This window comes from Kitasatospora sp. NPDC059648 (assembly GCF_042734825.1).
In the GTDB taxonomy this organism is placed as follows: Bacteria; Actinomycetota; Actinomycetes; order Streptomycetales; family Streptomycetaceae; genus Kitasatospora.
Genome location: NZ_JBHWDU010000011.1, coordinates 127797 through 149018 on the forward strand (window position 1 = coordinate 127797; position 21222 = coordinate 149018).

Sequence of the window (21222 nt, forward strand, 5' to 3'; positions counted from 1 at the left end):
CCGGGGAAGATCCGCCGGACAGGCCTCGGCTAGAGGACCTTGGCCAGGAAGGCCCGGGTGCGCTCGTGCTGGGGGCGGTCGAGGACCTCGGCGGGCGGGCCCTGCTCGACCACCACGCCGCCGTCCATGAAGACCACGGTGTCGGCGACCTCGCGGGCGAAGCCGATCTCGTGGGTGACCACGATCATCGTGGTGCCGCTGCGGGCGAGGTCCTTGATGGCGTCCAGCACCTCGCCGACCAGCTCGGGGTCGAGCGCCGAGGTGGGCTCGTCGAACAGCAGCACCTTGGGCTCCAGGGCCAGCGCCCGGGCGATCGCCACCCGCTGCTGCTGCCCGCCGGACAGCTGCCGGGGGTAGGCGGCGGCCTTGTCGGCCAGCCCGACCCGCTCCAGCAGGGCCAGCGCCGTCGCCCTGGCCTCGGCGCGGGGCCGGCCGAGGGCGGCGATCGGCGCCTCGACCAGGTTCTCCAGCACGGTCAGGTGCGGGAAGAGGTTGAAGTTCTGGAACACGAAGCCGATGCCGGTGCGCTGGCGCAGCACCTCGCGCTCCTTGAGCTCGTACAGCCGGTCGCCGGAGCGCCGGTAGCCGATCAGCTCACCGTCGATGGCGACGTAGCCGCGGTCGAGCTTCTCCAGGTGGTTGATCGCCCGCAGCAGGGTGGACTTGCCGGAGCCGGACGGGCCCAGCACCACGGTGACCGAGCCGGCCGGGACGTCCAGGTCGACCCCGCGCAGCACGTCCAGCTGGCCGAAGCTCTTGTGCAGGCCGCGGACCTGCACCATCGGTGCGGTCCGCGGCTCGTCGGTGCTCTGCGGCCCGGTGAGTGTCGTCACGAGGTCCCTCCGGAGGTACGGGCAGGCAGGCTCCGTGCGAAGGCCCGGAGCCGCTGCAGCGGGGTGGGCGGCGGGGTGCGCCGGGCGCCGCGGGAGAAGTAGCGCTCGACGTAGTACTGGCCGATCGACAGCACCGTGGTCAGCACCACGTACCAGACCGTGGCCACCATCAGCAGCGGCACCACCCGGCCGGTCCGGCCGTAGATCACCTGGGCCTGGTAGAAGAGCTCGCCGATGGCCATCACGTAGACCACCGAGGTGCCCTTGAGCAGCGAGATCACCTCGTTGGCGGCGGCCGGCAGGATGCTCCGCATCGCCTGCGGCAGCACGATCCGCCAGGCCTGCCGCCCGCGCGGGATGCCCAGTGCGGCGGCGGCCTCGCGCTGGCCGGCGTCCACGGCGATGACGCCGCCGCGGATGATCTCGGCGGCGAACGCGGCCTGGTGCAGCCCGAGGCCGAGCACCGCGGCGCCGAGCGCGCCCAGCACCCCGACCGTCTCGAACTCGCCGAAGGTCGGGCCGAACGGGATGCCGAAGCCGAATCGCTTGTAGAGGTAGGAGAGGTTGAACCAGAACACCAGCTGGACGATCAGCGGGATCGAGCGGAACACCCAGACGTACGCCCAGGCGAGGGTCCGCAGGATCGCGCTGCGGGAGAGCCGCATCGCGGCCACCACGGCGCCGAGCGCGAAGCCCAGCACGGTGCCGTACGCGGTGAGTTCGAGGGTGCGGCCGATCGCCTGGAGGATGGTGTCGGCGGTGAAGTAGAGCCGGAAGGTGGCCCAGTCCCAGGCGGGGTTGGTGGCCAGGCCGTGGATGAACTGGACCAGGACGACGAGGGCGGCGATCCCGGCCGCCCAGCGCCACGGGTGCCGGGCGCGGACGGTCCGCAGTCCGTCCAGTTCCCCGGGGTCGAGGCCGGCGGCGGTGCCGGGGCTGCCGGCCGGTCTCGCCGGGGCCGGCGGTGCTTGCGTGCTGACGGTCATCGGAGGACTCCTTCGACGGGCCCGACGCTCACGGGTGCTCGGGCGGACTGATCTGCGACTCCTTGATCGCCGAGTCGGCGAGCCCCCACTTCCGGAGGATCCGCTCGTACGTCCCGTCCCTGATCAGCTGGTTGACCGCCGCCTGGAAGGCCGGGGTGAGCGGAGAGCCCTTCTTGAAGGCGAAGCCGACGTCCAGCCGGTGGAACTCGTTGAGGAAGCGCACCCCCGCGGCCTCCTGCGAGGCCTGGTGGCGCAGTCCGTTGATGGTGGACATCTCGACGTCCACCCGGCCCTGCTGGAGGCTGGTCAGCAGGGCGCCGCCCTCGCTGAACGCCTTGACCTCGTACGGCTTCTTCCCGGCGTCGGCGCAGACGCCCTTCCTGCCGTTGAGGGTGGTCTCGAAGGTGGTGCCCGCGCCGGTGCCGATGGTCAGCCCGCAGAGCTGGGCCAGGTCGGTGACCGGCTGGATCGTCGTGTTGTCCTTCTTCACCGCGAAGCCCTGGCCGTCGTCGATGTAGGTGACGAAGTCGACGGTCTTCAGCCGGGCGGTGGTGACACCGAAGTTGCCGGTGCCGACGTCGTACTTGCCGCTGCCCAGGGCGGGCAGGATGGTCTCGAAGGCGGCGTCCTCGCGCTGCACGGTCAGGCCGAGCAGCTTGGCGACGGCATCGGTGAAGTCGATGTCCACCCCGACCGGCTTCTTCTTCGCCTGGTCGGCGTAGAAGGCGCTGGGCGGGGCGCCGACGGACGAACCGAACTTCAGCACACCGGACTCGCGAACCTCCTCGGGGAGCAGCGCGGCCGCCGTCCCGGACCGGCCCAGACCCGAGACGACGTCCTCGGTGGCGGTGGCGGCGGGCCCGCTCGCCCCGGCCGCGCCCGCGATCTTCGGGTCCGAGCCGCACGCGGCCAGCGCCAGGACCGGCAGCAGGGCGGTGGCCGCGAGGAGGCGGCGGCGGGCGGTGGTGGTTCTCACGGGGGGCCTTTCAGTGGAGGGGGAGCAGGGCACGCCCTGGCACCGGCAGGGGCTTCTCGAAGGGGAGCGGGCCGATGGTCAGGGGATCGGCGGTGACGTCGAACAGCGGGGTGTAGCCGGCGGCCAGGTAGAGGCCCTTGGCCTCGGGCTGGCGGGGGCCGGTGGTGAGGAAGATCCGGCGGTAGCCGGCGGCCGCGGCGGTGCGCTCCAGTTCGGCCAGCACCCGGCGGGCGAGACCGCGGCGGCGGTGCGCGGAGTGCGTCCACATCCGCTTCACCTCGGCGGTGTGCGCGTCGTGGCGCATGTACGCGCCGCCGGCCACCGGTTCGCCCTCCTCCAGCAGGAGCAGCAACGCGCCGTGCGGCGCGGCGAAGGCCTCGGCCGGGTAGCGGGTCATCTCCTGGCGGGCGCCGGGCCCGTAGCGGCTGACGTACTCGTGGGTGAGCTCGCGCAGCAGCGGTTCGACCAGCGGGTCGTCGAGGGCGACCCGGCGGAACCCGGCAGCCGGCACGGGGTTCACGCCTGCACCGCGATCAGCTGGTGCCGGTCCCGCTCGGCCCGCTCGGCCGCCTTGGCGGCGTCCCGCTTGGCGACCTCCTCGCGGACGATCGGGATGACGTAGCGGCCGAAGTCGATCGCGTCGCCCAGCAGGTCGTAGCCGCGGGCGGAGAGGATGTCCACGCCGAGGTCGTAGTAGTCCAGCAGCGCCTGGGCGACCGTCTCCGGGGTGCCGACCAGCGCGTTGGAGTTGCCCGCCCCGCCGGTGGCCGCGGCGGTCGGGGTCCACAGCGCACGGTCGTAGCGCTCGCCGGCCTCGGCGATCTCGATCAGCCGCTGGGAGCCGACGTTCTCGGGCGTGGACGTCACCGGGCGGCGCCGGGTAGCGAGTTGCCCGCTCTCCCGGCGGGACCGGATGGTGGCCACCGTGCGGTGCGCCTTCTCCCAGGCCAGCTCCTCGGTCGGCGCGATGATCGGCCGGAACGCCACCTGGATGCGCGGCAGGTCGGTCCGCCCGGCGGCCCGCGCCGCCTCCTTCACCCGCTCGATCTGCTCGGCGGTGCGGGCCAGCGGTTCGCCCCACAGGCAGTAGATGTCGGCCTCCGCGCCGCCGGCCGCGTAGGCGGCGTCCGAGGAGCCGCCGAAGGAGACCGCCGGGCGCGGCTGCTGGACGGGGAAGACGTCGGAGACGAAGTCGTTGAAGCGGTAGTGCGGCCCCTCGTGGTCGAAGGGCTCCCGGCTGGTCCAGGCCTTCTTCACGATGCCGATGTACTCGCGGGTGCGCTCGTAGCGCTGGTCCTTGGTGAGGAAGTCGCCCTCGCGCTGCTGCTCGTGGTCGGTGCCGCCGGTGATGAAGTGGACGGTCAGCCGGCCGTCGCTGATCCGGTCGAGGGTGGCGAAGGTCTTGGCGGCGAAGGTCGGGTAGGAGACGTTGGGCCGGTGCGCGAGCAGGATCTGCAGCCTGTCGAGGTGCGAGGCGAGGAAGGCGGCCGCGGCGGCGGGCTCCGGGGAGCCGGAGCCGTACGCGAAGAGCACCCGGTCCCAGCCGTGGTCCTCGTGCGCCCGGGCCAGCCGCAGGGTGTAGTCGCGGTCGAAGGCGGCGGTGGTGCGCGGGTGTGTCTCCGAACCGTCGGCGGTGGCGGCGATGCCGAGGAATTCGACGGGCATGGCGGAACCTTTCGGGGTGGGCCGGGGCCGGCGGGCTGCGGGCGGGCGTGCAGCAGGAGGCGGCCGCGGCGGCGGGCGGCCGTCGGGCACGGGGCGGTACGGACGCGGGGCGGTACGGGCACGAGGGAGGCGAGTGCCGGAGGGCAGTGCGAAGTCGGCGCTGGCAGCGAATCCCTGACGCATCATTCAGAAGCGATGCCGGGTCGTGGCGGGGCACACCGAGGGAGGACTCCCCGCTGGGAGGTCAGGCCGGACGGGCGGCCCGCTGCCGGGTCAGCCGCGACACGCCGCGGACCACACCCGACCGAAGTCGATGTGGTCGCGGGTGACCAGGGGCTGCTCGGCGTACATGGCCTCAAGTTGAGCAGTCGGCCGAGCGGTACGTCAACCGTGCATCGTTGCCGCACTGTTGCGATCTCCTGTCACTTTTCCGACGCGCCGCGACCGGCCCCGATCGCCCCCGGCAGCACCCCGGTCTCTCCCTTGACAGTCGCCGATCGCGCATGCGTACGATCGAGGCGGAGTGCAGTGCATCGCACCGGCCGCGTTGAGGGACGCGGACCGGCGCCCGAGGGCCCGTACGTGATCACCCCCGTACCTCTCCCCCCCGCCCGCACTCCGCCCAGGAGCCGCCGCCATGGCCACCCCGCAGGACGTCCTGCCCGCCCCAGCCCTCGGCAGGACCCCACCGCCGACCCCGGCCCCAGAGGCCCGGATCGTCGCCCGCCGCAAGCCCGCCCAGTGGGTCGCCGCGGCCGTCGCCCTGCTGCTGGCCGCGATGGCGGTCAGCTCGGTGATCCGCAACAAGGCCTTCCAGTGGGGCGTGGTCGCCGACTGGTTCACCGCCCGGTCCGTCCTCGACGGCCTGACCCTGACCCTGTGGCTGACGGCCGTCACCCTCGCCCTCGGCTTCGTGTTCGGCACCGTCCTCGCCACCATGCGGCTGTCTGCCAACCCGGTGCTGCGCACGCTCGGCTGGGGCTACATCTGGATCTTCCGCTCCACCCCGCCACTGGTGCAGCTGCTCTTCTTCTTCAACATCGGCGCGCTCTACCCGACCCTCGGCCTCGGCATCCCCTTCGGCCCCGAGTTCGTCACGGTGAAGACCGTCAACCTGATCGGCCCCACCCTGACCGCCGTCATCGGGCTCACCCTGCTGGAGACCGCGTACGCCGCCGAGGTCATCCGCGGCGGCATCCTCTCCGTCGACCGCGGCCAGCTGGAGGCGGCCGCCGCGCTCGGGCTCGGCCGGTGGCGGGTGCTTCGCCGGATCGTGGTGCCGCAGGCGATGCGCGCGATCGTGCCGACCGCCGGGAACATGCTGATCGGCGCGCTCAAGGGCACCAGCATCGTCAGCGTGCTGGCCGTCTCCGACCTGCTCTACTCGGTGCAACTGGTCTACCTGCAGTCCTACCAGGTCGTTCCGATGCTGATGGTCGCCACCCTCTGGTACCTGGTGGTCACCACCGTGCTGTCCGTCGGCCAGTACTACGTCGAGCGCCACTTCGCCAGGGGCGCCACCCGGGACGGCCTGCCGCCCACCCCGCTGCAGCGCGCCCGGGCGGCCCTGGTCAAGGCGGTGCGGGCATGAGGACGCTCGTGATCGTCGGCGCCGGCCCGCGCGGCACCGGACTGCTGGAGCGGATCGCCGCCAACGCCGCCGAACTGCTCCCCGCCGACCGGCCGTTGGAGATCCACCTGGTCGACCCCCACCCGCCCGGCGGGGGCCGGATCTGGCGCCACGACCAGTCCCCGCTCCTGCGGATGAACTCGATGGCCGAGGACGTCACCATGTTCACCGACGAGCTCGCCACCATCGACGGACCGGTCCGCCCCGGCCCCTCGCTGGCCGAATGGGCCCGGCGCCAGGAGGAGTTCACGCCCTACCGGGAGGTCGCCGACCCGGCCGTGCGGGCCGAGCTGCGCGACCTCGCCCCCACCGACTTCCCCACCCGGCGCGCCCAGAGCGCCTACCTGGACTGGGTGTTCCGCCGCACCCTCGCCGACCTGCCGGCGCACGTCACCGTCACCGTCCACCGGGACACCGTGCGGCGGATCGACGGACCGGCCGACGGCCCGCAGACCGTGCACCTCCGCGACACCGAGCTCACCGCCGACCACGTCGCCCTCACCCTCGGCCACCTCGACTCCGCCCCGCACCCCCGGCACGCGGCCGACGCCGCGTTCGCCGCCCGGCACGGCCGCTTCCACCTCCCGCCCGCCTACTCCGCCGACGTCGAGGCCGAGTTGGCCCGGATCGCCCCCGGCGAACAGGTGGTGCTGCGCGGCCTCGGCCTGGCCGCCGTCGACCTGGTCGCGATGCTCACCGAGGGGCGCGGCGGCCGCTTCGAGCCCACCGGCGACGGGCCCGCCCTGCGCTACCGCCCGTCCGGCCGCGAACCGGTGCTGCACCTCGGCTCCCGGCGCGGCGTCCCGTACCACTCCAAGACCGACTACCGGCTCCAGGGGCCGCCCGCCCCACTCCCCCGCTACTTCGACGCGGCCGCCGTGGACTCGCTGCTCGCGACCGGCGGACCGCTCGAACTACGGCGCGACGCGTGGCCGTTGATGGCCAAGGAGATCGCCTTCGGGCACTACCACGAACTGTTCCACGCCCACCCCGAACGCACCGCGCTGCCCTGGCCGGAGTTCCTGGCCCGCTACGACCGGCACGGCTGGTACTCCCCCGAACTCGCCGCCCTGGTCGCCGAGGCCGTCCCCGACCCGGCCGACCGGATCGACTTCGAGCGGCTGGACCAACCGCTGGCCGGGGTCGAACTCGGCTCCGCCGAGGAGCTCCAGGCCCACCTGCGCGAGTACGTCACCGCCGACGCCGACCGCTGCGCCGACCCGGCCCACAGCGCCGACCTGGGCGCCTTCCTCGCCCTGCTCTCGCTGTTCGGCCAGCTCCCCCGGCTGGTCGCCGCCGGCCGGCTCACCGCCCGCTCGGTCGCCGAGGAGGTCGACGAGTGGTTCTTCGGCTACTTCAGCTTCCTCGCCTCCGGCCCGCCCGGCTTCCGGCTGCGCCAGCTCCTCGCGCTCTCCGAGGCCGGGGTGGTGCGCTTCCTCGGCGCGGGCGTACGGGTCGAGCGGGACGAGAGGACCGGCACCTGGCGGGCCTCGGGCACCACCGTGCCCGGCCACGCCGTGACCGCCACCGCGCTGGTCGAGGCCTACCTGCCCAAGCACGCGCTGGCCCGCACCCTCGACCCGGTGCTGGGCGAACTGCACCGCGCCGGACGGGTGGTCGAGGAGGTGGTGAGCGACCCGGAGCACACCCACCGCTCCGGCCTGGTCACCATCGACCCCGCCGACAGCCGGCTGATCGACCCCGCCCTCGGCGGCTCCCCGCACCCGCGCCGCACCGCGCTCGGCCCGCACACCAGCCTGCGCTCGGCCGCCGCCTTCGCCCGCCCCCGCACCAACGCCCCGGCCTTCCGCCAGAACGACGCCGCCGCCCGCGCACTGCTACGGGCCCTGGCGGCCCTCCCGGCGGCGGCACTGGTGGCCTGACCGGCCCGGCCGGGCGGGCTACGGCCCGAGGACGTCCGCCGGCAGGCCCTCGTCGGGGGCGATGGGCGGCTCCGGGACGGGCTCGCCGGCCGGCCTCATCCGGCGGACCAGCCGCAGCGCCCGCCCGCGGACGCTCACGGACGCTCACGGACGCTCACGAACGCTCGTGGACGCTCAGGGGCCGAAGATCTCCTCCACCAGGTCCTCGTCCGAGACGTGGTCCGGCGCCTCGAAGACCACGTCGGCGACGCCCTTCAGGCCGAGCCCCCGCTCCAGCGCCTCGACGCAGGCCCGGGCCTCCTGGTCGGTGGCGAAGTCCCACACCCGCAGGCGCCGGACCAGCACCAGCAGTTCCATCCGGCTGATCCTCGGGGCCCGGCGCCGACTCGCGCCGCTCCTGCGGCCGGCCTGGGCGAGCCGCTGCTGGTAACCGGCCAGGTCCTGCCAGGCCTGGACGGTGCTCGGGTGGTGCTCACCGAGCGTCCGGGCGAGGTCGGGCAGCAGCCCGTGCAACAGCATCACCGCGGCCTGGAGGTCGCCCCGGTTGGCCTGGTGGACGGCGAGGTCGTGCCGGGCCTTCAGGACCCGGCCGTCCTGCGGGCCCCAGGCGGCGTGCAGGTCCGGCAGCAGCTCGTTCAGCAGCCGGATCGCGGTGACGGCCGAGCCGCTCTCGCCGATGCACCACACCAGGTGGTAGCGGGCTCCCAGGGTGTCCGGGTCGGCCGGCCCGAGCGCCGGGCGCATGTCGTCCACGAGGGTGGACAGCAACCGGATCGCGCCGTCCAGGTCCCCGGCCCGGCTGAGGTACCAGGCGAAGTCCCGCCAGGTGCACAGGGTGTCCCGGTCGGTCGCACCGAGCGCGGTGACGCACTCCTGGGCGACGGCCTGCAGCAGGATCGCCGACTCGCCCGCCGTCGCCGCCCGGTAGGCGGCCGACCGGCGCTCGCGCAGCCCGGCCCGTACCGCGTCCTCGGGCGACGCGGCGGCCACCACCGGCGGAGTGGTCAGCGGGGACAGCACCGGCGGGAGTGTGGGCGCGGCCGGCGGAACCACGGGAGGCGCGGGAACCACGGGAGGCGCGGGGGGTACGGGCGGCGGCGACACCGGGGCGGGCGGCACCGCCGGGCTCACCGGCCCCACCGGCACGGCCTCCACCGGGCCCGGGCTCACCGGCCCCACCGGCACGGCGGCCGGAGCAGCCGCCGCGCCCGACCCACCGCCCGACCACCCGGCCAGCTCCGCGAGCCGCCGCTCGACCGTACGGGCATCGGCCGGCCGCTCCTGCGGGTCCTTCGCCAGCAGCTCCGCGACCAGCCCCGCCACCTGCGGCGGCAGCCCGAACTGCGCCGGGTCCAGCGCGGGCGGCGGCTCGTTGAGGTGCTGGTACATCAGAACGGGCGTCGAGTCCCCGCCGAACGGCCGTGCCCCCGTGAAGAGTTCGACGAGCACGCAGCCCAGTGCGTACAGGTCGGCCCGCCCGTCCACCCGGCCGCCGGTCCAGCGCTCCGGCGCCATGTACGCCGGGCTGCCGACGATCGTGCCGGTGGTGGTCAGCCCGCCCGCGCCGACGTCCAGCTGGGCGATGCCGAAGTCCAGCACCTTGAGGTGCCCGGTGTCGGTGATCATCACGTTGTCCGGCTTGATGTCCCGGTGCACCATGCCCGCGTCGTGCGCCGCCGCCAGGGCCCCGCAGATCTGCCGCCCCCAGCGCAGGCTGAGCGCGGGCTCGGGCGGTCCGTCCCGCAGCACCTCGGTCAGGGTGCGGCCGGTGAGCAGCTCCATGACCAGGAAGGTGACCTCCTGGCCGGCCGCCTCGCTCTGCCCGAGGTCGTGCACGGTGACGATGTGCGGGTGCGACAGGTTCCCGGCCGCGCAGGCCTCCCGGACGAAGCGCAGCGCCGCCTTCGCGTGGTCGCCGCCGTGGTGCCCGATCACCTTGACGGCCACCGGCCGCTGCATCCGGGCGTCCTGGGCCCGCCAGACCACCCCGAACCCGCCCTGTCCGAGCTTCTCCTGCAGCTCGTACCGGCCGTCGAGGACGTCACCGACTCGCACGCGCCCCTCCCCCTCCCGTTGTGACGCCAGACTCTACCGACGGCCCTGCCCCCGCGACGGGCCAGGTGGAAGGATGGGCGGACGGCCCCCGCGAAGGTGCGGCGGCCCGCACCGACAACGCCCGAGGAGCGCAGTCATGGCCAAGCAGGCCCCGCAGAGCGACCCGGCGCAGGACGCCCCCGAGGTCTCCGCGCCCCAGCACGCGGCCGCCGGCCTGCCCGCCGTCGGCCACAGCCTGCGGATGGCCGCCGAGCAGATGGGCGCCCGCCGCACCCTCACCACCCTGCTCAAGGTCAACCAGCCGAACGGCTTCGACTGCCCCGGCTGCGCCTGGCCGGAGCCGGACAGGACGCACACCGCCGAGTTCTGCGAGAACGGCGCCAAGGCCGTCGCCGAGGAGGCCACCGAGCGCCGGATCCGGGCCGAGTTCTTCGCCGCCCACCCGGTCGCCGACCTGGCCGAGCGCTCCGGCTACTGGCTGGGCCAGCAGGGCCGGCTCACCCAGCCGATGCTGCTCGACGAGGGTGCCACCCACTACACCCCGGTCTCCTGGGACGACGCCTTCGCGCTGATCGCCGAGGAGCTGCGGGCCCTGGACACCCCGGACGGCGCCGCCTTCTACACCTCCGGCCGCACCGGCAACGAGGCCGCGTTCGCGTACCAGCTGTTCGCCCGCCGGCTCGGCACCAACAACCTGCCGGACTGCTCCAACATGTGCCACGAGTCGTCCGGTTCGGCGCTCACCGAGACCCTCGGCGTCGGCAAGGGCAGCGTCAGCCTCAAGGACCTCTACCAGGCCGACCTGATCATCGTGGCCGGCCAGAACCCGGGCACCAACCACCCCCGGATGCTCTCCGCCCTGGAGCGCGCCAAGCGGGCCGGCGCCACCGTCGTCAGCGTCAACCCGCTGCCGGAGGCCGGCCTGGAGCGGTTCAAGAACCCGCAGAACGCGCGCGGCCTGGTCGGCCGGGGCACCAAGCTGACCGACCTCTTCCTGCAGATCCGCCTCGGCGGGGACCTCGCCCTGTTCCGCGCACTCAACCGGATCATCCTGGAGGAGGGCGGCGTCGACCACGCCTTCGTCGCCGAGCACTGCCACGGCTTCGAGGAGTTCGAGGCGCAGGCCCGCAAGACCGAGCGGGCGGACGTGCTCGCCGCGACCGGCCTGCCCTGGGAGCAGATCGAGGAACTCGCCCGTCTGGTGCTTTCCTCCGACAAGATCATCGTCTGCTGGGCGATGGGCCTCACCCAGCACAAGCACTCCGTGCCGACCATCCGCGAGGTGGTCAACTTCCTCCTGCTGCGCGGCAACGTCGGCCGCCCCGGCGCCGGGGTCTGCCCGGTGCGCGGGCACAGCAACGTCCAGGGCGACCGCACCATGGGCATCTTCGAGCGGCCGTCGACGGCCTTCCTCGACGCCCTGGGCAAGGAGTTCGACTTCGAGCCGCCGCGCGAGCACGGCCACGACGCGGTGGACACCATCCGCGCGATGCGCGACGGCAGGGTCCGGGTTTTCTTCGCGATGGGCGGCAACTTCGTCGCGGCCACCCCGGACACCGACGTCACCGAGGCCGCGATGCGGCGATGCCGGCTGACCGTCCACGTCTCCACCAAGCTCAACCGCTCGCACGTGGTCACCGGCGCCCGTGCCCTGATCCTGCCCACCCTCGGCCGCACCGACCGGGACGTCACCCCCTCCGGCGCCCAGTTCGTCAGCGTCGAGGACTCGATGGGCCAGGTCCACGCCTCCCGCGGCGGCCTGCGCCCGCCCGCGCCCGGCCTGCTCTCCGAGACCGCGATCGTCTGCCGCCTCGCCCGCGCCGTCCTCGGTCCGCAGGACACCGTGCCGTGGGAGGACTTCGCGCGCGACTACGACACCCTGCGGGAGCGGATCGCCCGGGTCGTGCCCGGCTTCGAGGGCTACAACGAGAAGGTCCGCCGTCCCGGCGGCTTCACCCTCCCGCACGGTCCCCGCGACTCGCGCACCTTCCCCACCGCCACCGGCATGGCCAACTTCACGGTCAACGAGCTCACCGCCCCCGAAGTCCCGCCGGGCCGCCTGCTGCTGCAGACCCTGCGCTCCCACGACCAGTACAACACCACGATCTACGGCCTCGACGACCGCTACCGCGGCATCAAGGGCGGCCGCCGCGTGGTTCTGGTCAACCCGGCCGACGCCGCCGAACTCGACCTCCCCGAGGGCCGGTACGTCGACCTGGTCAGCGAGTGGACGGACGGCACCGAACGCCGCGCCCCGCACTTCCGGGTCGTCCACTACCCCGTCGCCCGCGGCGGCGCCGCGGCGTACTACCCGGAGACCAACGTCCTGGTCCCCCTCGACTCCACCGCCGACATCAGCAACACCCCCACCTCCAAGGCCGTCGTCATCCGCTTCGAGCCCGACTCGGCCCCGGCCGGCTGACCGTTCCCCGGGCAGCACGGAGGCCGCCCCGCGTCGGTCGACGCGGGGCGGCCTCCTCGTGCCGGGTCAGTGCAGCAGGCCGCCGAGCGGCAGCGTCGCCGTGGGGCTGCCGGGCGCGGCGGCACCGGACGAGCCGCCGGTGCCCGTCGGGGTGCCGGTGCCCGCCGGGGTGCCGGTCGGGGTGTTCGTCGGGGTGTTCGTCGGGGTGTTCGTCGGGGTCTGGGTCGGCGTGCCGGTGGGCTTGTCCGTCGGCGTACCGCTGCCGGACGGCGTACCGCTGCCGGACGGGGTGCCCGGGTTGCTCGGCGTGCCGGTGCCCGAGGGCGTGCCGCTCGGCGTCCCCGGAGTGCTCGGGGAGCTCGGCGTGCCGGTGGGCTGCTGGCCCGCCGGCGGGGCCGGGGGCCGGCTGGGAGTGATAGGGGTGACGGAGTCCCAGCCCTTGGGCAGGTCCGGCACCTTCCAGGCGCCGCCGGCGTCGTCCGCCGCGCCGTCCGGGTCGGGCCGGACGGCCCCGAGGATCGCCATCGAGCCGATCGGCGACACCTTGATGAAGGCGCCGGGCCGCGGGGCCTGGACGACCAGCCCGCCGCCGATGTACATCGCGACGTGCGAGGCGTCCTGGAAGTAGACGACCAGGTCGCCGGGCCGCAGCTGGTTCAGCGGGACGTGCTGCAGCTGGGCCCACTGCTCCTGGCTGGTACGCGGGATGGGCTTCCCGGCGTGCAGCCAGGCCTGCGAGGTCAGGCCGGAGCAGTCGTAGGAGTCGGGCCCGGTGCCGCCCCACAGGTACGGCTTGCCGAGCTGGGCGAGCGCGAAGGCGACGGAGGCGCGGCCGGCCAGCGAGGGGGTGCGCTCGCCCTTGCCGAGGGCCCCGGAGGCGAGGAAGGCGAGCTGGGCCTCGTCGGCCTTGGCCTTCTCCAGCTGTTCGAGCTCGGTCCGCTGCGCGCCGGTGAGCGAGGAGACCAGCTGCTCGACCGAGGCGAGGTCGGCGGCGACCTTGGCCTTGGCGGCGTCCTGCTGGACGACCAGCGCCTGCGAGGTCTTGAGGGCGTCCTCGGTCTGCTTCTTCAGTCCGTCGAGCGCCTCCCGGTCGGCCTTCAGCCGGTCGAGGAACTCGGACTGGGAGCGGCTGGCCGCCTGGAGCAGCTCGGCGATGGTGACGGCCTCGTACGGGTCCTTGGAGAGCAGCAGTTCGGCGTAGGCGGAGGCGGCGCCGTTGCGGTACTGGGCGGCGGCGAGCTGGGAGGCGATGTCCGTCCCGGCATCGACCTGCTTCTGCTGCCGGTCGAGCCTGCCCTGGAGGTCGGTGAGCGCGGCCTGCTGCTCGGTGACCTTGGCGACCGCGCCGTTGTACTGCTCGGTGGCGGCCTCGGCGCTCTGGTACAGCCCGTGGAGCTGGTCGAGGAGCGGGCCGAGGGTGGCCTTGGCGGCGGCCAGCGGGTCGGCCCCGGGCGCGACGGCGGCCCCGGCACCGGGGTCGGGCGCGGCGTAGGCGGCCTGGGTGGCCGACGGGAGGGCGAGTGCGGCGGCCGCGAGGACGGCTCCGCACCGCAGGGCCGCCCGCACCCAGGGCCGTACGCCCGACGTCTCCGTGCGCTGTGCAGCCCCGCCCATGCGATGGTCCTCCCCGCCCTTGCCTGCCCCGGTGGCACCGCCCCGGACTCCCCCGGGACGATCCCGCAGATCCTCCCACGGGTTACTCGTCGGAAACAGAGCGCACGCGGACCGGGAGGTTAATTCTCCATTGATCTGTCGACGTGTGAGACAGCTCTCACCAAAAGAGGGCGAACCCGGATGTACCCGCCCAATGCCCAGCTCAGCGCGGCCCTGGTAACCCCCGGGAAAGCTTCCAGCCACCCCTGAGACACCGTCGGAACCACGATTCCCGGCTCAGTTCACCTTCCGTTCACCCGACAGACCTACGGTCGCGACGACACCAACGTCCGTGCGACAACTACGACGATTGTTTGGGTATGGAACACATCTCGTTCCTGGTGGCCGTTGTGATCATCACGGCGCTCGCCTTCGACTTCACCAACGGGTTCCACGACACCGCCAACGCGTCCGCCACCGCGATCGCGACCGGGGCCCTTCGTCCGAAGGTCGCGGTCACCATCGCGGCCCTGCTCAACTTCGCGGGCGCGTTCCTGTCCGTGAAGGTCGCCACCACCATCTCCGGCGGCATCGTCAACGAGAAGGCGGGCGTCCACCCCGAGATCATCTTCGCCGCGCTGGCCGGCGCGATCCTGTGGAACCTGCTGACCTGGCTGCGCGGCCTGCCGTCCAGCTCGTCGCACGCCCTGTACGGCGGCCTGATCGGCGCCACGATCGTCGGCGTCGGCATGAACGGCGTCAACTTCGACACCGTGATCACCAAGATCATCATCCCGGCGGTCGCCTCCCCCTTCGTCGCCGGCCTGGCCTCCTGGGGCGCCACCAAGCTGGCCTACGCGATCACCCGCAAGGGCGGCTCCGCGACCACCGACAAGGGCTTCAAGACCGGCCAGATCTTCTCCTCCTCGCTGATCTCGCTGGCGCACGGCACCAACGACGCCCAGAAGACGATGGGCATCATCACCCTGACCCTGGTCTCGGTCGGCGCCCTGCCGCACGGCGCGCTGCCCCCCACCTGGGTGATCGTCTCGGCGGGCGCCGCGATCGCGCTCGGCACCTACATGGGCGGCTGGCGGATCATCCGCTCGATGGGCAAGGGCCTGGCCGACATCAAGCCGCTGCAGGGCTTCGCCTCCGAGTCGGCCGTCTCGACCGTCATCCTGACCTCGTCCCACATGGGCTTCGGCCTCTCCACCACCCAGGTCTGCACCGGCGGCATCATGGGCGCCGGTCTCGGCGGCCCGAAGCCGGAGCTGCGCTGGAGCCTGGTGCGCCGCATGGTCTACACCTGGGGCCTGACCCTGCCGGCCGCCGGCCTGGTCTCCGGCGGGGCCGCCGTGCTGGCCCGCCAGGGCACCTGGGGCGTGGTGCTGGTCGGCGCCGCGCTGGTGGCCGGTTCGGCCGCGATGTGGGTGCTCTCCCGCCGCGAGCGGGTCGGCGCGGACAACGTGAACGACGTCGCCGAGGTCACCCCCGTGGAGATCGCCACGACCGCCCCGACGGCCGCCGCCCCCACCCCCGCCTCGACCACGGTCGCGGCCTGAGCGCCGCAAGCACCCCCTCGGAGCACTCACCATGCACATCAAGTGGAACGCCCTGGCCCAGACCGCCGGCATCAGCTTCGGCGTCACCGTCGCCGTGGTCGCCGTCTTCGCGCTCGGCATCCTGGCGCTGTCCCGCCGCGAGGCCGCGCTGGGCGCGCGCGAGGCGGAGGGCGGGCAGGCCTCCGGCGGCCGCCCGGCCCTGCTGGCCGGCGCGTACGTCTGCTTCGCGCTCTGCGCCGCCGCGGTGGCCTACGGCCTGGTGCTGATCGCCGCGCCGTAGTCCGTCCCGCACGAAGGAACCACAACGGGCCGGGGAGTGTTCGACACTCCCCGGCCCGTTCCGCGTGTCCCCGCGTCCGGTCAGCCCTGCTGGCTCGTCCTCAGCGCGGTCTCCCGGATGAACAGCACGGTGACGAAGGCCAGCGCCGCGAAGGGCGCGGCCCACAGGAAGACTGTGCCGACGCCGTGGCCGAAGGCGTCCGTGACCAGCGGCAGGATCGGGGCGGGCAGCTTCGCCAGGTCCGGGATGCCGCCGCCGGCCGCCGCGTGCCCGGCCGGGATGTGCGCCGCGGCCAGGTTCTCGGCCAGGTAGTGGCCGACCTTGTTGGTCATCAGCGCGCCGAGAGCGGAGACGCCCATCGCGCCGCCCATGGTGCGGAAGAAGGTGACGACGGAGCTGGCCGCGCCGAGCTCGTGCCGGGGCACCGTGTTCTGCACCGCGAGCACCAGGTTCTGGCTGGTCAGGCCGAGGCCGATTCCGGTGATCGCCATGTAGAGGGAGAGCAGCCCGTAGTCGGTGTCGACCCGGGCGGTGCCGAGCAGGCCGAAGCCGATCGCGAGCAGCGCGGTCCCGGAGACGAGGTAGGCCTTCCACCTGCCGTACTTGGTGATCAGCCGGCCGGCCACCGCGGAGGAGAGCGCCAGACCGATGATCATCGGCAGGGTCATCAGACCGGCCATCGTCGGGGACTTGTCCTTGGCCAGCTGGAAGTACTGGCTGAGGAAGGTGGTCGCGCCGTACATCCCGACGCCGACCAGCACGCTGGCGATCGCGGCCAGGGTGACGGTGCGGTGCTTGAACAGCGACGGCGGGATGACCGGCTCGGGGGCACGGCGCTCGACCACGACGGCCAGCGCGGCCAGCAGCAGGCCGCCGCCGACCATCACCGCGGTCTGCCAGGACAGCCAGGCGTAGTCGGTGCCGGCCAGCGTGATCCAGATCATCAGCAGGCTGACGGCGGCGGTGATGACCAGCGCACCCAGGTAGTCGATCTTCACCGGGCGCTTGACCACCGGCAGCTTGAGGGTGCGCTGCACCACCAGGATCGCGGCCAGCGCGAACGGGATGCCGACGTAGAAGCACCAGCGCCAGCCGAGCCAGGAGGTGTCCACGATGACGCCGCCGATCAGCGGGCCGCCGATGGTGGCGAGGGCGAAGACCGCGCCGAAGTAGCCGCTGTACCGGCCGCGCTCGCGCGGCGGGACCATCGCGGCCAGGCAGATCTGGCCGAGCGCGACGACACCGCCGGCGCCGATGCCCTGCAGCGCGCGGCAGGCGATCAGCTCACCGGTGTTCTGCGACAGGCCGGCCAGCGCGGAGGTGGCGATGTAGATCAGCAGGGCGATCTGGAGCAGCAGCTTCTTGCTGGCCAGGTCGGAGAGCTTGCCCCAGATCGGGGTGGAGGCGGTCAGCGTGAGCAGGGCCGCGGTGATCACCCAGGTGTAGGCGGACTGGCCGCCGTGCAGGTCGGTGAGGATGTGCGGCAGGGCGTTGGAGACGACGGTCGAGGAGAGCACGGCCACGAACAGGCCGAGCAACAGGCCGGACAGTGCCTCCATCACCTGCCGGTGGGTCATCGGTCGGTCGTCGACGGCGGCTGCGGCGCCGGTCGAGGCCTCGGTGGTCGCGGTCATCTGGGTCCTTCGGCGAGGCGGGCGGAGTGCGGAGCGGGTGCGGTGCGCGGGGACGCACGGGCATGAAAATTTGTTGCCTTAAGCAACCATACGACCAATGGTTGACTAAGGCAACTGTCTTCGCACTCCAGCAATCCCGGATCCGGGCCCTCGCCTCACTCCGCGGGCGGCTCCCCCAGCACCTGATTGAAGCGGCGCAGCAGCTCGGCGAAGCGGTCCACGTCCTCGCGCGACCACCCGCCCATCACCTCGCGCACCCGCCGCATCCGGACGTCCCGGGCGGACTCGAAGCGCCGCCGCCCGTCCTCGGTCAGCGAGACCAGCGCCGCCCGGCGGTCCACCGGGTCCGGCTCCCGGGCGACCAGGCCGAGCTCCTCCAGCGCGCGGATCTGGCGGCTCACCGTGCCCTTGCCGACCGCGAAGTGCACGCCGACGTCCGTCACCCGCACCCGCCCGGCCTGCTCGATGTAGCCGAGCATGCTGTACGCCGCACCCTCCAGCTCGGGGTGCACCCGACGTGAGAGTTCGGCCACTCTCGCGCGGCCCCGCCGGAACATCAGTCCGACCTCGCGCTCCACCGCCACCAGCGCTTCCTCGTCCGTCACCGCGCCAGTATCGCCCAGCGGCCGTGGCCGGGAACCGGTGCGGGAGATGGGACGAGCCAACTAGTTCATGATATTAAGTATCCGTTTTCCGCCGATACGCAAGGAGATGTGGATGGCCGCCCGGGGGCAGGGTTTCGTCGCTGAACTGAAGGGCGCGGTCACACCGCGTGCGGCCATGCTCGTGATCGGGGTGCTGCTGCTGCAGCTCGGCTTCATCACCTCGTACGTCGGGGCGCTGCACCACCCGACCCCGCACAAGCTGTCGATCGCGGTGGTCGCCCCGCCGCAGGTCACGCCCAAGCTGCTCCAGGGCCTGGCGTCGGTGCCGGACGAGGCCGTCGAGCCCGTCACCGCGCCGGACACCGAGACGGCGACCCAGCAGATCAAGGACCAGAAGCTCTACGCCGCGCTGGTCGTGAACCCGACCGGCACCGAGGACACCCTGCTCACCGGCAGCGCCCGCGGCACCTCCGCCGCCAGGGCCGCCGAGAGCATCACCACCGCGCTGGACAAGTCCCAGGGCCGCACCGTCAGGGTCGAGGACGTCGTCCCGCTGGCCAAGGGCGACACCAACGGCCTGACCGCCTTCTACCTGGTCATCGGATGGTGCGTCGGCGGCTACCTGGTCGCCTCGATCCTCGGCATCAGCGCCGGCTCCAAGCCGGCCAACGTCCACCGCCTGCTGATCCGCCTCGGCGTCCTGGCGCTGTACTCGGTCGGCGCCGGCCTCGGCGGCACGATCATCGCCGGACCGGTGCTGGACGCGCTGCCCGGCTCGATCGTGACGCTGACCGCCATCGGCGCCCTGGTGGTCTTCACCGTCGGCGCGTTCACCATGGCGCTGCAGTGCCTGTTCGGGATCATCGGCATCGGCCTCGCGGTGCTGGTCTTCGTGGTGCTGGGCAACCCGAGCGCCGGCGGCGTCTACCCCCCACCGATGATGCCGCCGTTCTGGCGGGCGATCGGCTCGCTGATCCCCAACGGCGCCGGCACCAGCGCCACCAAGTCGATCGCCTACTTCGGCTCCACCAACCTGGGCATGCCGATCCTGGTCCTGGTGGTCTGGGCGGTCATCGGCGTCGGCGTCGCCTCCCTGGCCGTGCTGCGCGGCCCGCGCGCCGAGAGCGGCGCGATCGTCGCCGGGGACCCTGCGGAGACCCACGCGGACGCGTAGCACCGCGTCCGGTCCGAGCCCCCGGCCACCGCGGCCGGGGGCTCGGTCGCGCTCCGGCGGGACGTACGGGCTCGCCGGGAGCCGGGCCCGGCGGTGCGGCGGCCCGGCGGGTGCGCGGGCCCGGCGGATACGGGGGCTCAGCCGCCCGCGAACGGGCCCGGATCGGCGACGATGGCCCGCACCACGCCCACCGCCGCGCCCAGCAGCGGTCCGCGCCGGCCGAGCCGGGAGACCGTCAGCCGCTCCTCCGCCCAGGGCCGCACCGTCACCCGGGCGACGAGTTCGCGTCGCATCGCCGGCAGCAGCCAGGGCGCCAGCCGGGCGAAGCCGCCGCCCAGCACCACCGCGGCCGGGTCCAGCAGGTTGACGGCCCCGGCGGCCGCGATGCCCAGCGCCGAACCGGCCCCGGCCAGCGCCGCCCGGGCCGGCTCGTCCCCCGCGCCAGCGCGGTCGGCGAGCAGGGCCACCCAGTCGCCGCGCCGGCCGGCCAGCCCGGCCGCCCGCAGCACCGCGGCCTCCCCCGCGTACTGCTCCAGGCAGCCGTGCGCCCCGCAGGCGCAGCGCGGCCCCTCCGGGTGGACGGGGACGTGGCCGAGCTCGCCCGCGTAGCCGCGCGCGCCGCGCAGCAGCCGGCCGCCGACCACGAGGGCCGCGCCGACGCCGGCCTCGGCGGAGACGTACAGGAAGTCCTCGGGGCTCCCGCCGAGCCAGCGTTCGGCCAGTCCGCCGAGGTTGGCCTCGTTGTCCGCCCCGACCGGCAGTTCGGCCAGGCCGTCCCCGGCGAGGCGCAGCGCCGGGCGCAGTTCGGCCGCGAGCGGGACGTCCTGCCAGCCGAGGTTGGCCGCCCGCTGGAGCACCCCGCTGCCGCCGACCAGCCCGGGTACGGCCAGGGTCAGCCCGGCCGGGCGCAGGCCGGACTCGGCGACGGCCGAGCGCACCAGCTGGGCGAGGTCGGCCATCACGGCGGCGGGCGGGCGGCCGCGGTTGGCGCTCTCCTGGCGCCGCCAGGCGCGGACCTCCCCGCGCAGGTCGACCACGCAGACGCCGAGGTGCCGGACGCCGATCTCGGCGCCGAGGCCGCCGGGCCCGAGCGGGTTGAGCCCGAGCGCGGTGCCGGGGCGGCCGACCTTGCCACTGGGGGCGGCGGGGCCCTCCTCGACGACCAGGCCGGCCGAGATCAGCTGTTCGGCGAGCGAGGAGACCGCGGCCCTGGTCAGCCCGGTCTCGGCGGCCACCTCGGCGCGCGAGCGGGGGCCGCGCGCGATGACGCCGAGCACCAGGGCCAGGTTCGACCGGCGCATCCCCTGTTGGCTGGCGGGCCCGGTCCGGACGCCGTCCGGCTCCGCGCTCATATCGGTCACCTCATGTCTTACGGCACATCCCGTGGCATCTCGGGTGCAGCGTAACCGGGTTCCGGCCCGGCGTGCGTCCCCGCGACGGGGCTGGTGAAGACCCAGCGCCGCATCGCCCAGTAGCGGAACAGCGTGGCCACGAAGGTGCCGAGGACCATCCCGCTGAGGAAGTCCGCGATCTCCTGCTGGAACGGGCCGATGTACGGCTCGCGCAGCTGGAGAACGTACCGGGAGAGTGCCAGCGGGAGGACGTTGACGCCGATCGCCACCGCGCTGACCAGGAAGAACAGCACGGCCTCGGGTCGGCGCCCGTCCGTCCGGAAGGCCCAGCGGCGGTTGAGCACGTAGGAGACGGCGGTGGCGACCACCGTCGCCACCGTCAGCGCCGCCACCGGTCGGTGCTCCAGGACGGTGAACTTGAGTTCGAGGTCGATCACCGTGGTGAGCACGAAGCAGCCGCTGCCCACGGTCAGGAACTTCACCAGCCGGCGGTGCCGGACCAGGAACGGCCGCAGCCGCGCCGGCACCCGGGCCAGGACGCGCTGCGTGGGGGACGGCATGTCCGCAGT

General features: G+C 73.7%; 17 protein-coding genes. 6 read left to right on the plus strand and 11 right to left on the minus strand.

Annotated features, from left to right (window positions below; all coding sequences use genetic code 11):
- Window positions 1-29 precede the first annotated feature (29 nt).
- From ACFV1W_RS10100 to ACFV1W_RS10120, 5 genes are read right to left on the minus strand one after another with little or no spacing between them, the layout of a single operon-like run.
- Window positions 30-782 carry an amino acid ABC transporter ATP-binding protein gene (locus ACFV1W_RS10100; RefSeq protein ID WP_380414906.1) on the minus strand — a complete coding sequence of 251 codons (753 nt, stop codon included), beginning with the start codon at window positions 780-782 and terminating at the stop codon, window positions 30-32.
- A gap of 47 nt (window positions 783-829) precedes the next feature.
- On the minus strand, window positions 830-1819 hold the full coding sequence (locus ACFV1W_RS10105) for an amino acid ABC transporter permease (RefSeq protein WP_380414854.1): 990 nt from the start codon (window positions 1817-1819) through the stop codon (window positions 830-832).
- 28 nt (window positions 1820-1847) lie between these two features.
- The gene (locus ACFV1W_RS10110) at window positions 1848-2795 is read right to left on the minus strand and encodes an ABC transporter substrate-binding protein (RefSeq protein ID WP_380414856.1); all 948 of its coding nucleotides are present in this window, start codon (window positions 2793-2795) and stop codon (window positions 1848-1850) included.
- Between the two features lie 10 nt (window positions 2796-2805).
- A complete protein-coding gene (locus tag ACFV1W_RS10115; RefSeq protein WP_380414858.1) occupies window positions 2806-3315 on the minus strand; it encodes a GNAT family N-acetyltransferase in 510 nt (169 codons plus the stop codon).
- A complete protein-coding gene (locus tag ACFV1W_RS10120) occupies window positions 3312-4460 on the minus strand; it encodes an LLM class flavin-dependent oxidoreductase (RefSeq protein ID WP_380414860.1) in 1149 nt (382 codons plus the stop codon). The genes ACFV1W_RS10115 and ACFV1W_RS10120 overlap by 4 nt, the downstream gene beginning before the upstream one ends.
- 637 nt (window positions 4461-5097) lie before the next feature.
- Here ACFV1W_RS10120 and ACFV1W_RS10125 point away from each other — a divergent pair.
- Both ACFV1W_RS10125 and ACFV1W_RS10130 read left to right on the plus strand, forming a co-directional pair.
- Window positions 5098-6051 carry an amino acid ABC transporter permease gene (locus ACFV1W_RS10125; protein WP_380414862.1) on the plus strand — a complete coding sequence of 318 codons (954 nt, stop codon included), beginning with the start codon at window positions 5098-5100 and terminating at the stop codon, window positions 6049-6051.
- The gene (locus ACFV1W_RS10130) at window positions 6048-7973 is read left to right on the plus strand and encodes an FAD/NAD(P)-binding protein (RefSeq protein ID WP_380414864.1); all 1926 of its coding nucleotides are present in this window, start codon (window positions 6048-6050) and stop codon (window positions 7971-7973) included. The genes ACFV1W_RS10125 and ACFV1W_RS10130 overlap by 4 nt, the downstream gene beginning before the upstream one ends.
- A gap of 174 nt (window positions 7974-8147) precedes the next feature.
- Here ACFV1W_RS10130 and ACFV1W_RS10135 read toward each other — a convergent pair whose 3' ends face one another.
- Window positions 8148-10028 carry a protein kinase gene (locus ACFV1W_RS10135; protein WP_380414866.1) on the minus strand — a complete coding sequence of 627 codons (1881 nt, stop codon included), beginning with the start codon at window positions 10026-10028 and terminating at the stop codon, window positions 8148-8150.
- Between the two features lie 136 nt (window positions 10029-10164).
- Here ACFV1W_RS10135 and ACFV1W_RS10140 point away from each other — a divergent pair, with 136 nt between their 5' ends.
- A complete protein-coding gene (locus tag ACFV1W_RS10140) occupies window positions 10165-12450 on the plus strand; it encodes an FdhF/YdeP family oxidoreductase (protein WP_380414868.1) in 2286 nt (761 codons plus the stop codon).
- Between the two features lie 66 nt (window positions 12451-12516).
- On the opposite strand, the gene ACFV1W_RS10145 is transcribed toward ACFV1W_RS10140, so the two are convergent.
- Window positions 12517-14064 (minus strand): NlpC/P60 family protein, encoded by a 1548-nt coding sequence (locus ACFV1W_RS10145; RefSeq protein ID WP_380414870.1) that lies wholly within the window; start codon window positions 14062-14064, stop codon window positions 12517-12519.
- 359 nt (window positions 14065-14423) lie between these two features.
- Here ACFV1W_RS10145 and ACFV1W_RS10150 point away from each other — a divergent pair, with 359 nt between their 5' ends.
- Both ACFV1W_RS10150 and ACFV1W_RS10155 read left to right on the plus strand, forming a co-directional pair.
- Window positions 14424-15608 carry an anion permease gene (locus ACFV1W_RS10150; protein ID WP_380414872.1) on the plus strand — a complete coding sequence of 395 codons (1185 nt, stop codon included), beginning with the start codon at window positions 14424-14426 and terminating at the stop codon, window positions 15606-15608.
- 31 nt (window positions 15609-15639) lie between these two features.
- The gene (locus ACFV1W_RS10155) at window positions 15640-15888 is read left to right on the plus strand and encodes a hypothetical protein (RefSeq protein ID WP_380414874.1); all 249 of its coding nucleotides are present in this window, start codon (window positions 15640-15642) and stop codon (window positions 15886-15888) included.
- Between the two features lie 80 nt (window positions 15889-15968).
- On the opposite strand, the gene ACFV1W_RS10160 is transcribed toward ACFV1W_RS10155, so the two are convergent.
- Both ACFV1W_RS10160 and ACFV1W_RS10165 read right to left on the minus strand, forming a co-directional pair.
- Entirely contained in the window at window positions 15969-17522 is a 1554-nt protein-coding gene (locus ACFV1W_RS10160) for an MDR family MFS transporter (RefSeq protein WP_380414876.1), read from the minus strand.
- Between the two features lie 155 nt (window positions 17523-17677).
- Window positions 17678-18127, minus strand: coding sequence for a MarR family winged helix-turn-helix transcriptional regulator (locus ACFV1W_RS10165; protein ID WP_380414878.1), 450 nt, complete (start codon window positions 18125-18127; stop codon window positions 17678-17680).
- Between the two features lie 112 nt (window positions 18128-18239).
- On the opposite strand from ACFV1W_RS10165, the gene ACFV1W_RS10170 reads away from it, so the two are divergent.
- On the plus strand, window positions 18240-19301 hold the full coding sequence (locus ACFV1W_RS10170) for a DUF3533 domain-containing protein (RefSeq protein WP_380414880.1): 1062 nt from the start codon (window positions 18240-18242) through the stop codon (window positions 19299-19301).
- Between the two features lie 137 nt (window positions 19302-19438).
- On the opposite strand, the gene ACFV1W_RS10175 is transcribed toward ACFV1W_RS10170, so the two are convergent.
- Both ACFV1W_RS10175 and ACFV1W_RS10180 read right to left on the minus strand, forming a co-directional pair.
- Entirely contained in the window at window positions 19439-20653 is a 1215-nt protein-coding gene (locus tag ACFV1W_RS10175) for an ROK family protein (RefSeq protein WP_380414882.1), read from the minus strand.
- A gap of 17 nt (window positions 20654-20670) precedes the next feature.
- Entirely contained in the window at window positions 20671-21213 is a 543-nt protein-coding gene (locus ACFV1W_RS10180; protein ID WP_380414884.1) for a GtrA family protein, read from the minus strand.
- Between the last annotated feature and the right edge of the window lie 9 nt (window positions 21214-21222).

Bases quoted from the DNA above. Each gene is read 5' to 3' on its own strand.
- ACFV1W_RS10155 (WP_380414874.1), top strand. From the start codon at position 15,640: ATGCACATCAAGTGGAACGCCCTGGCCCAGACCGCCGGCATCAGCTTC.
- ACFV1W_RS10130 (WP_380414864.1), top strand. From the start codon at position 6,048: ATGAGGACGCTCGTGATCGTCGGCGCCGGCCCGCGCGGCACCGGACTG.
- ACFV1W_RS10150 (WP_380414872.1), top strand. From the start codon at position 14,424: ATGGAACACATCTCGTTCCTGGTGGCCGTTGTGATCATCACGGCGCTC.
- ACFV1W_RS10145 (WP_380414870.1), bottom strand. From the start codon at position 14,064: ATGGGCGGGGCTGCACAGCGCACGGAGACGTCGGGCGTACGGCCCTGG.
- ACFV1W_RS10180 (WP_380414884.1), bottom strand. From the start codon at position 21,213: ATGCCGTCCCCCACGCAGCGCGTCCTGGCCCGGGTGCCGGCGCGGCTG.
- ACFV1W_RS10170 (WP_380414880.1), top strand. From the start codon at position 18,240: ATGGCCGCCCGGGGGCAGGGTTTCGTCGCTGAACTGAAGGGCGCGGTC.
- ACFV1W_RS10105 (WP_380414854.1), bottom strand. From the start codon at position 1,819: ATGACCGTCAGCACGCAAGCACCGCCGGCCCCGGCGAGACCGGCCGGC.
- ACFV1W_RS10125 (WP_380414862.1), top strand. From the start codon at position 5,098: ATGGCCACCCCGCAGGACGTCCTGCCCGCCCCAGCCCTCGGCAGGACC.
- ACFV1W_RS10140 (WP_380414868.1), top strand. From the start codon at position 10,165: ATGGCCAAGCAGGCCCCGCAGAGCGACCCGGCGCAGGACGCCCCCGAG.
- ACFV1W_RS10175 (WP_380414882.1), bottom strand. From the start codon at position 20,653: ATGAGCGCGGAGCCGGACGGCGTCCGGACCGGGCCCGCCAGCCAACAG.
- ACFV1W_RS10160 (WP_380414876.1), bottom strand. From the start codon at position 17,522: ATGACCGCGACCACCGAGGCCTCGACCGGCGCCGCAGCCGCCGTCGAC.
- ACFV1W_RS10120 (WP_380414860.1), bottom strand. From the start codon at position 4,460: ATGCCCGTCGAATTCCTCGGCATCGCCGCCACCGCCGACGGTTCGGAG.
- ACFV1W_RS10100 (WP_380414906.1), bottom strand. From the start codon at position 782: ATGGTGCAGGTCCGCGGCCTGCACAAGAGCTTCGGCCAGCTGGACGTG.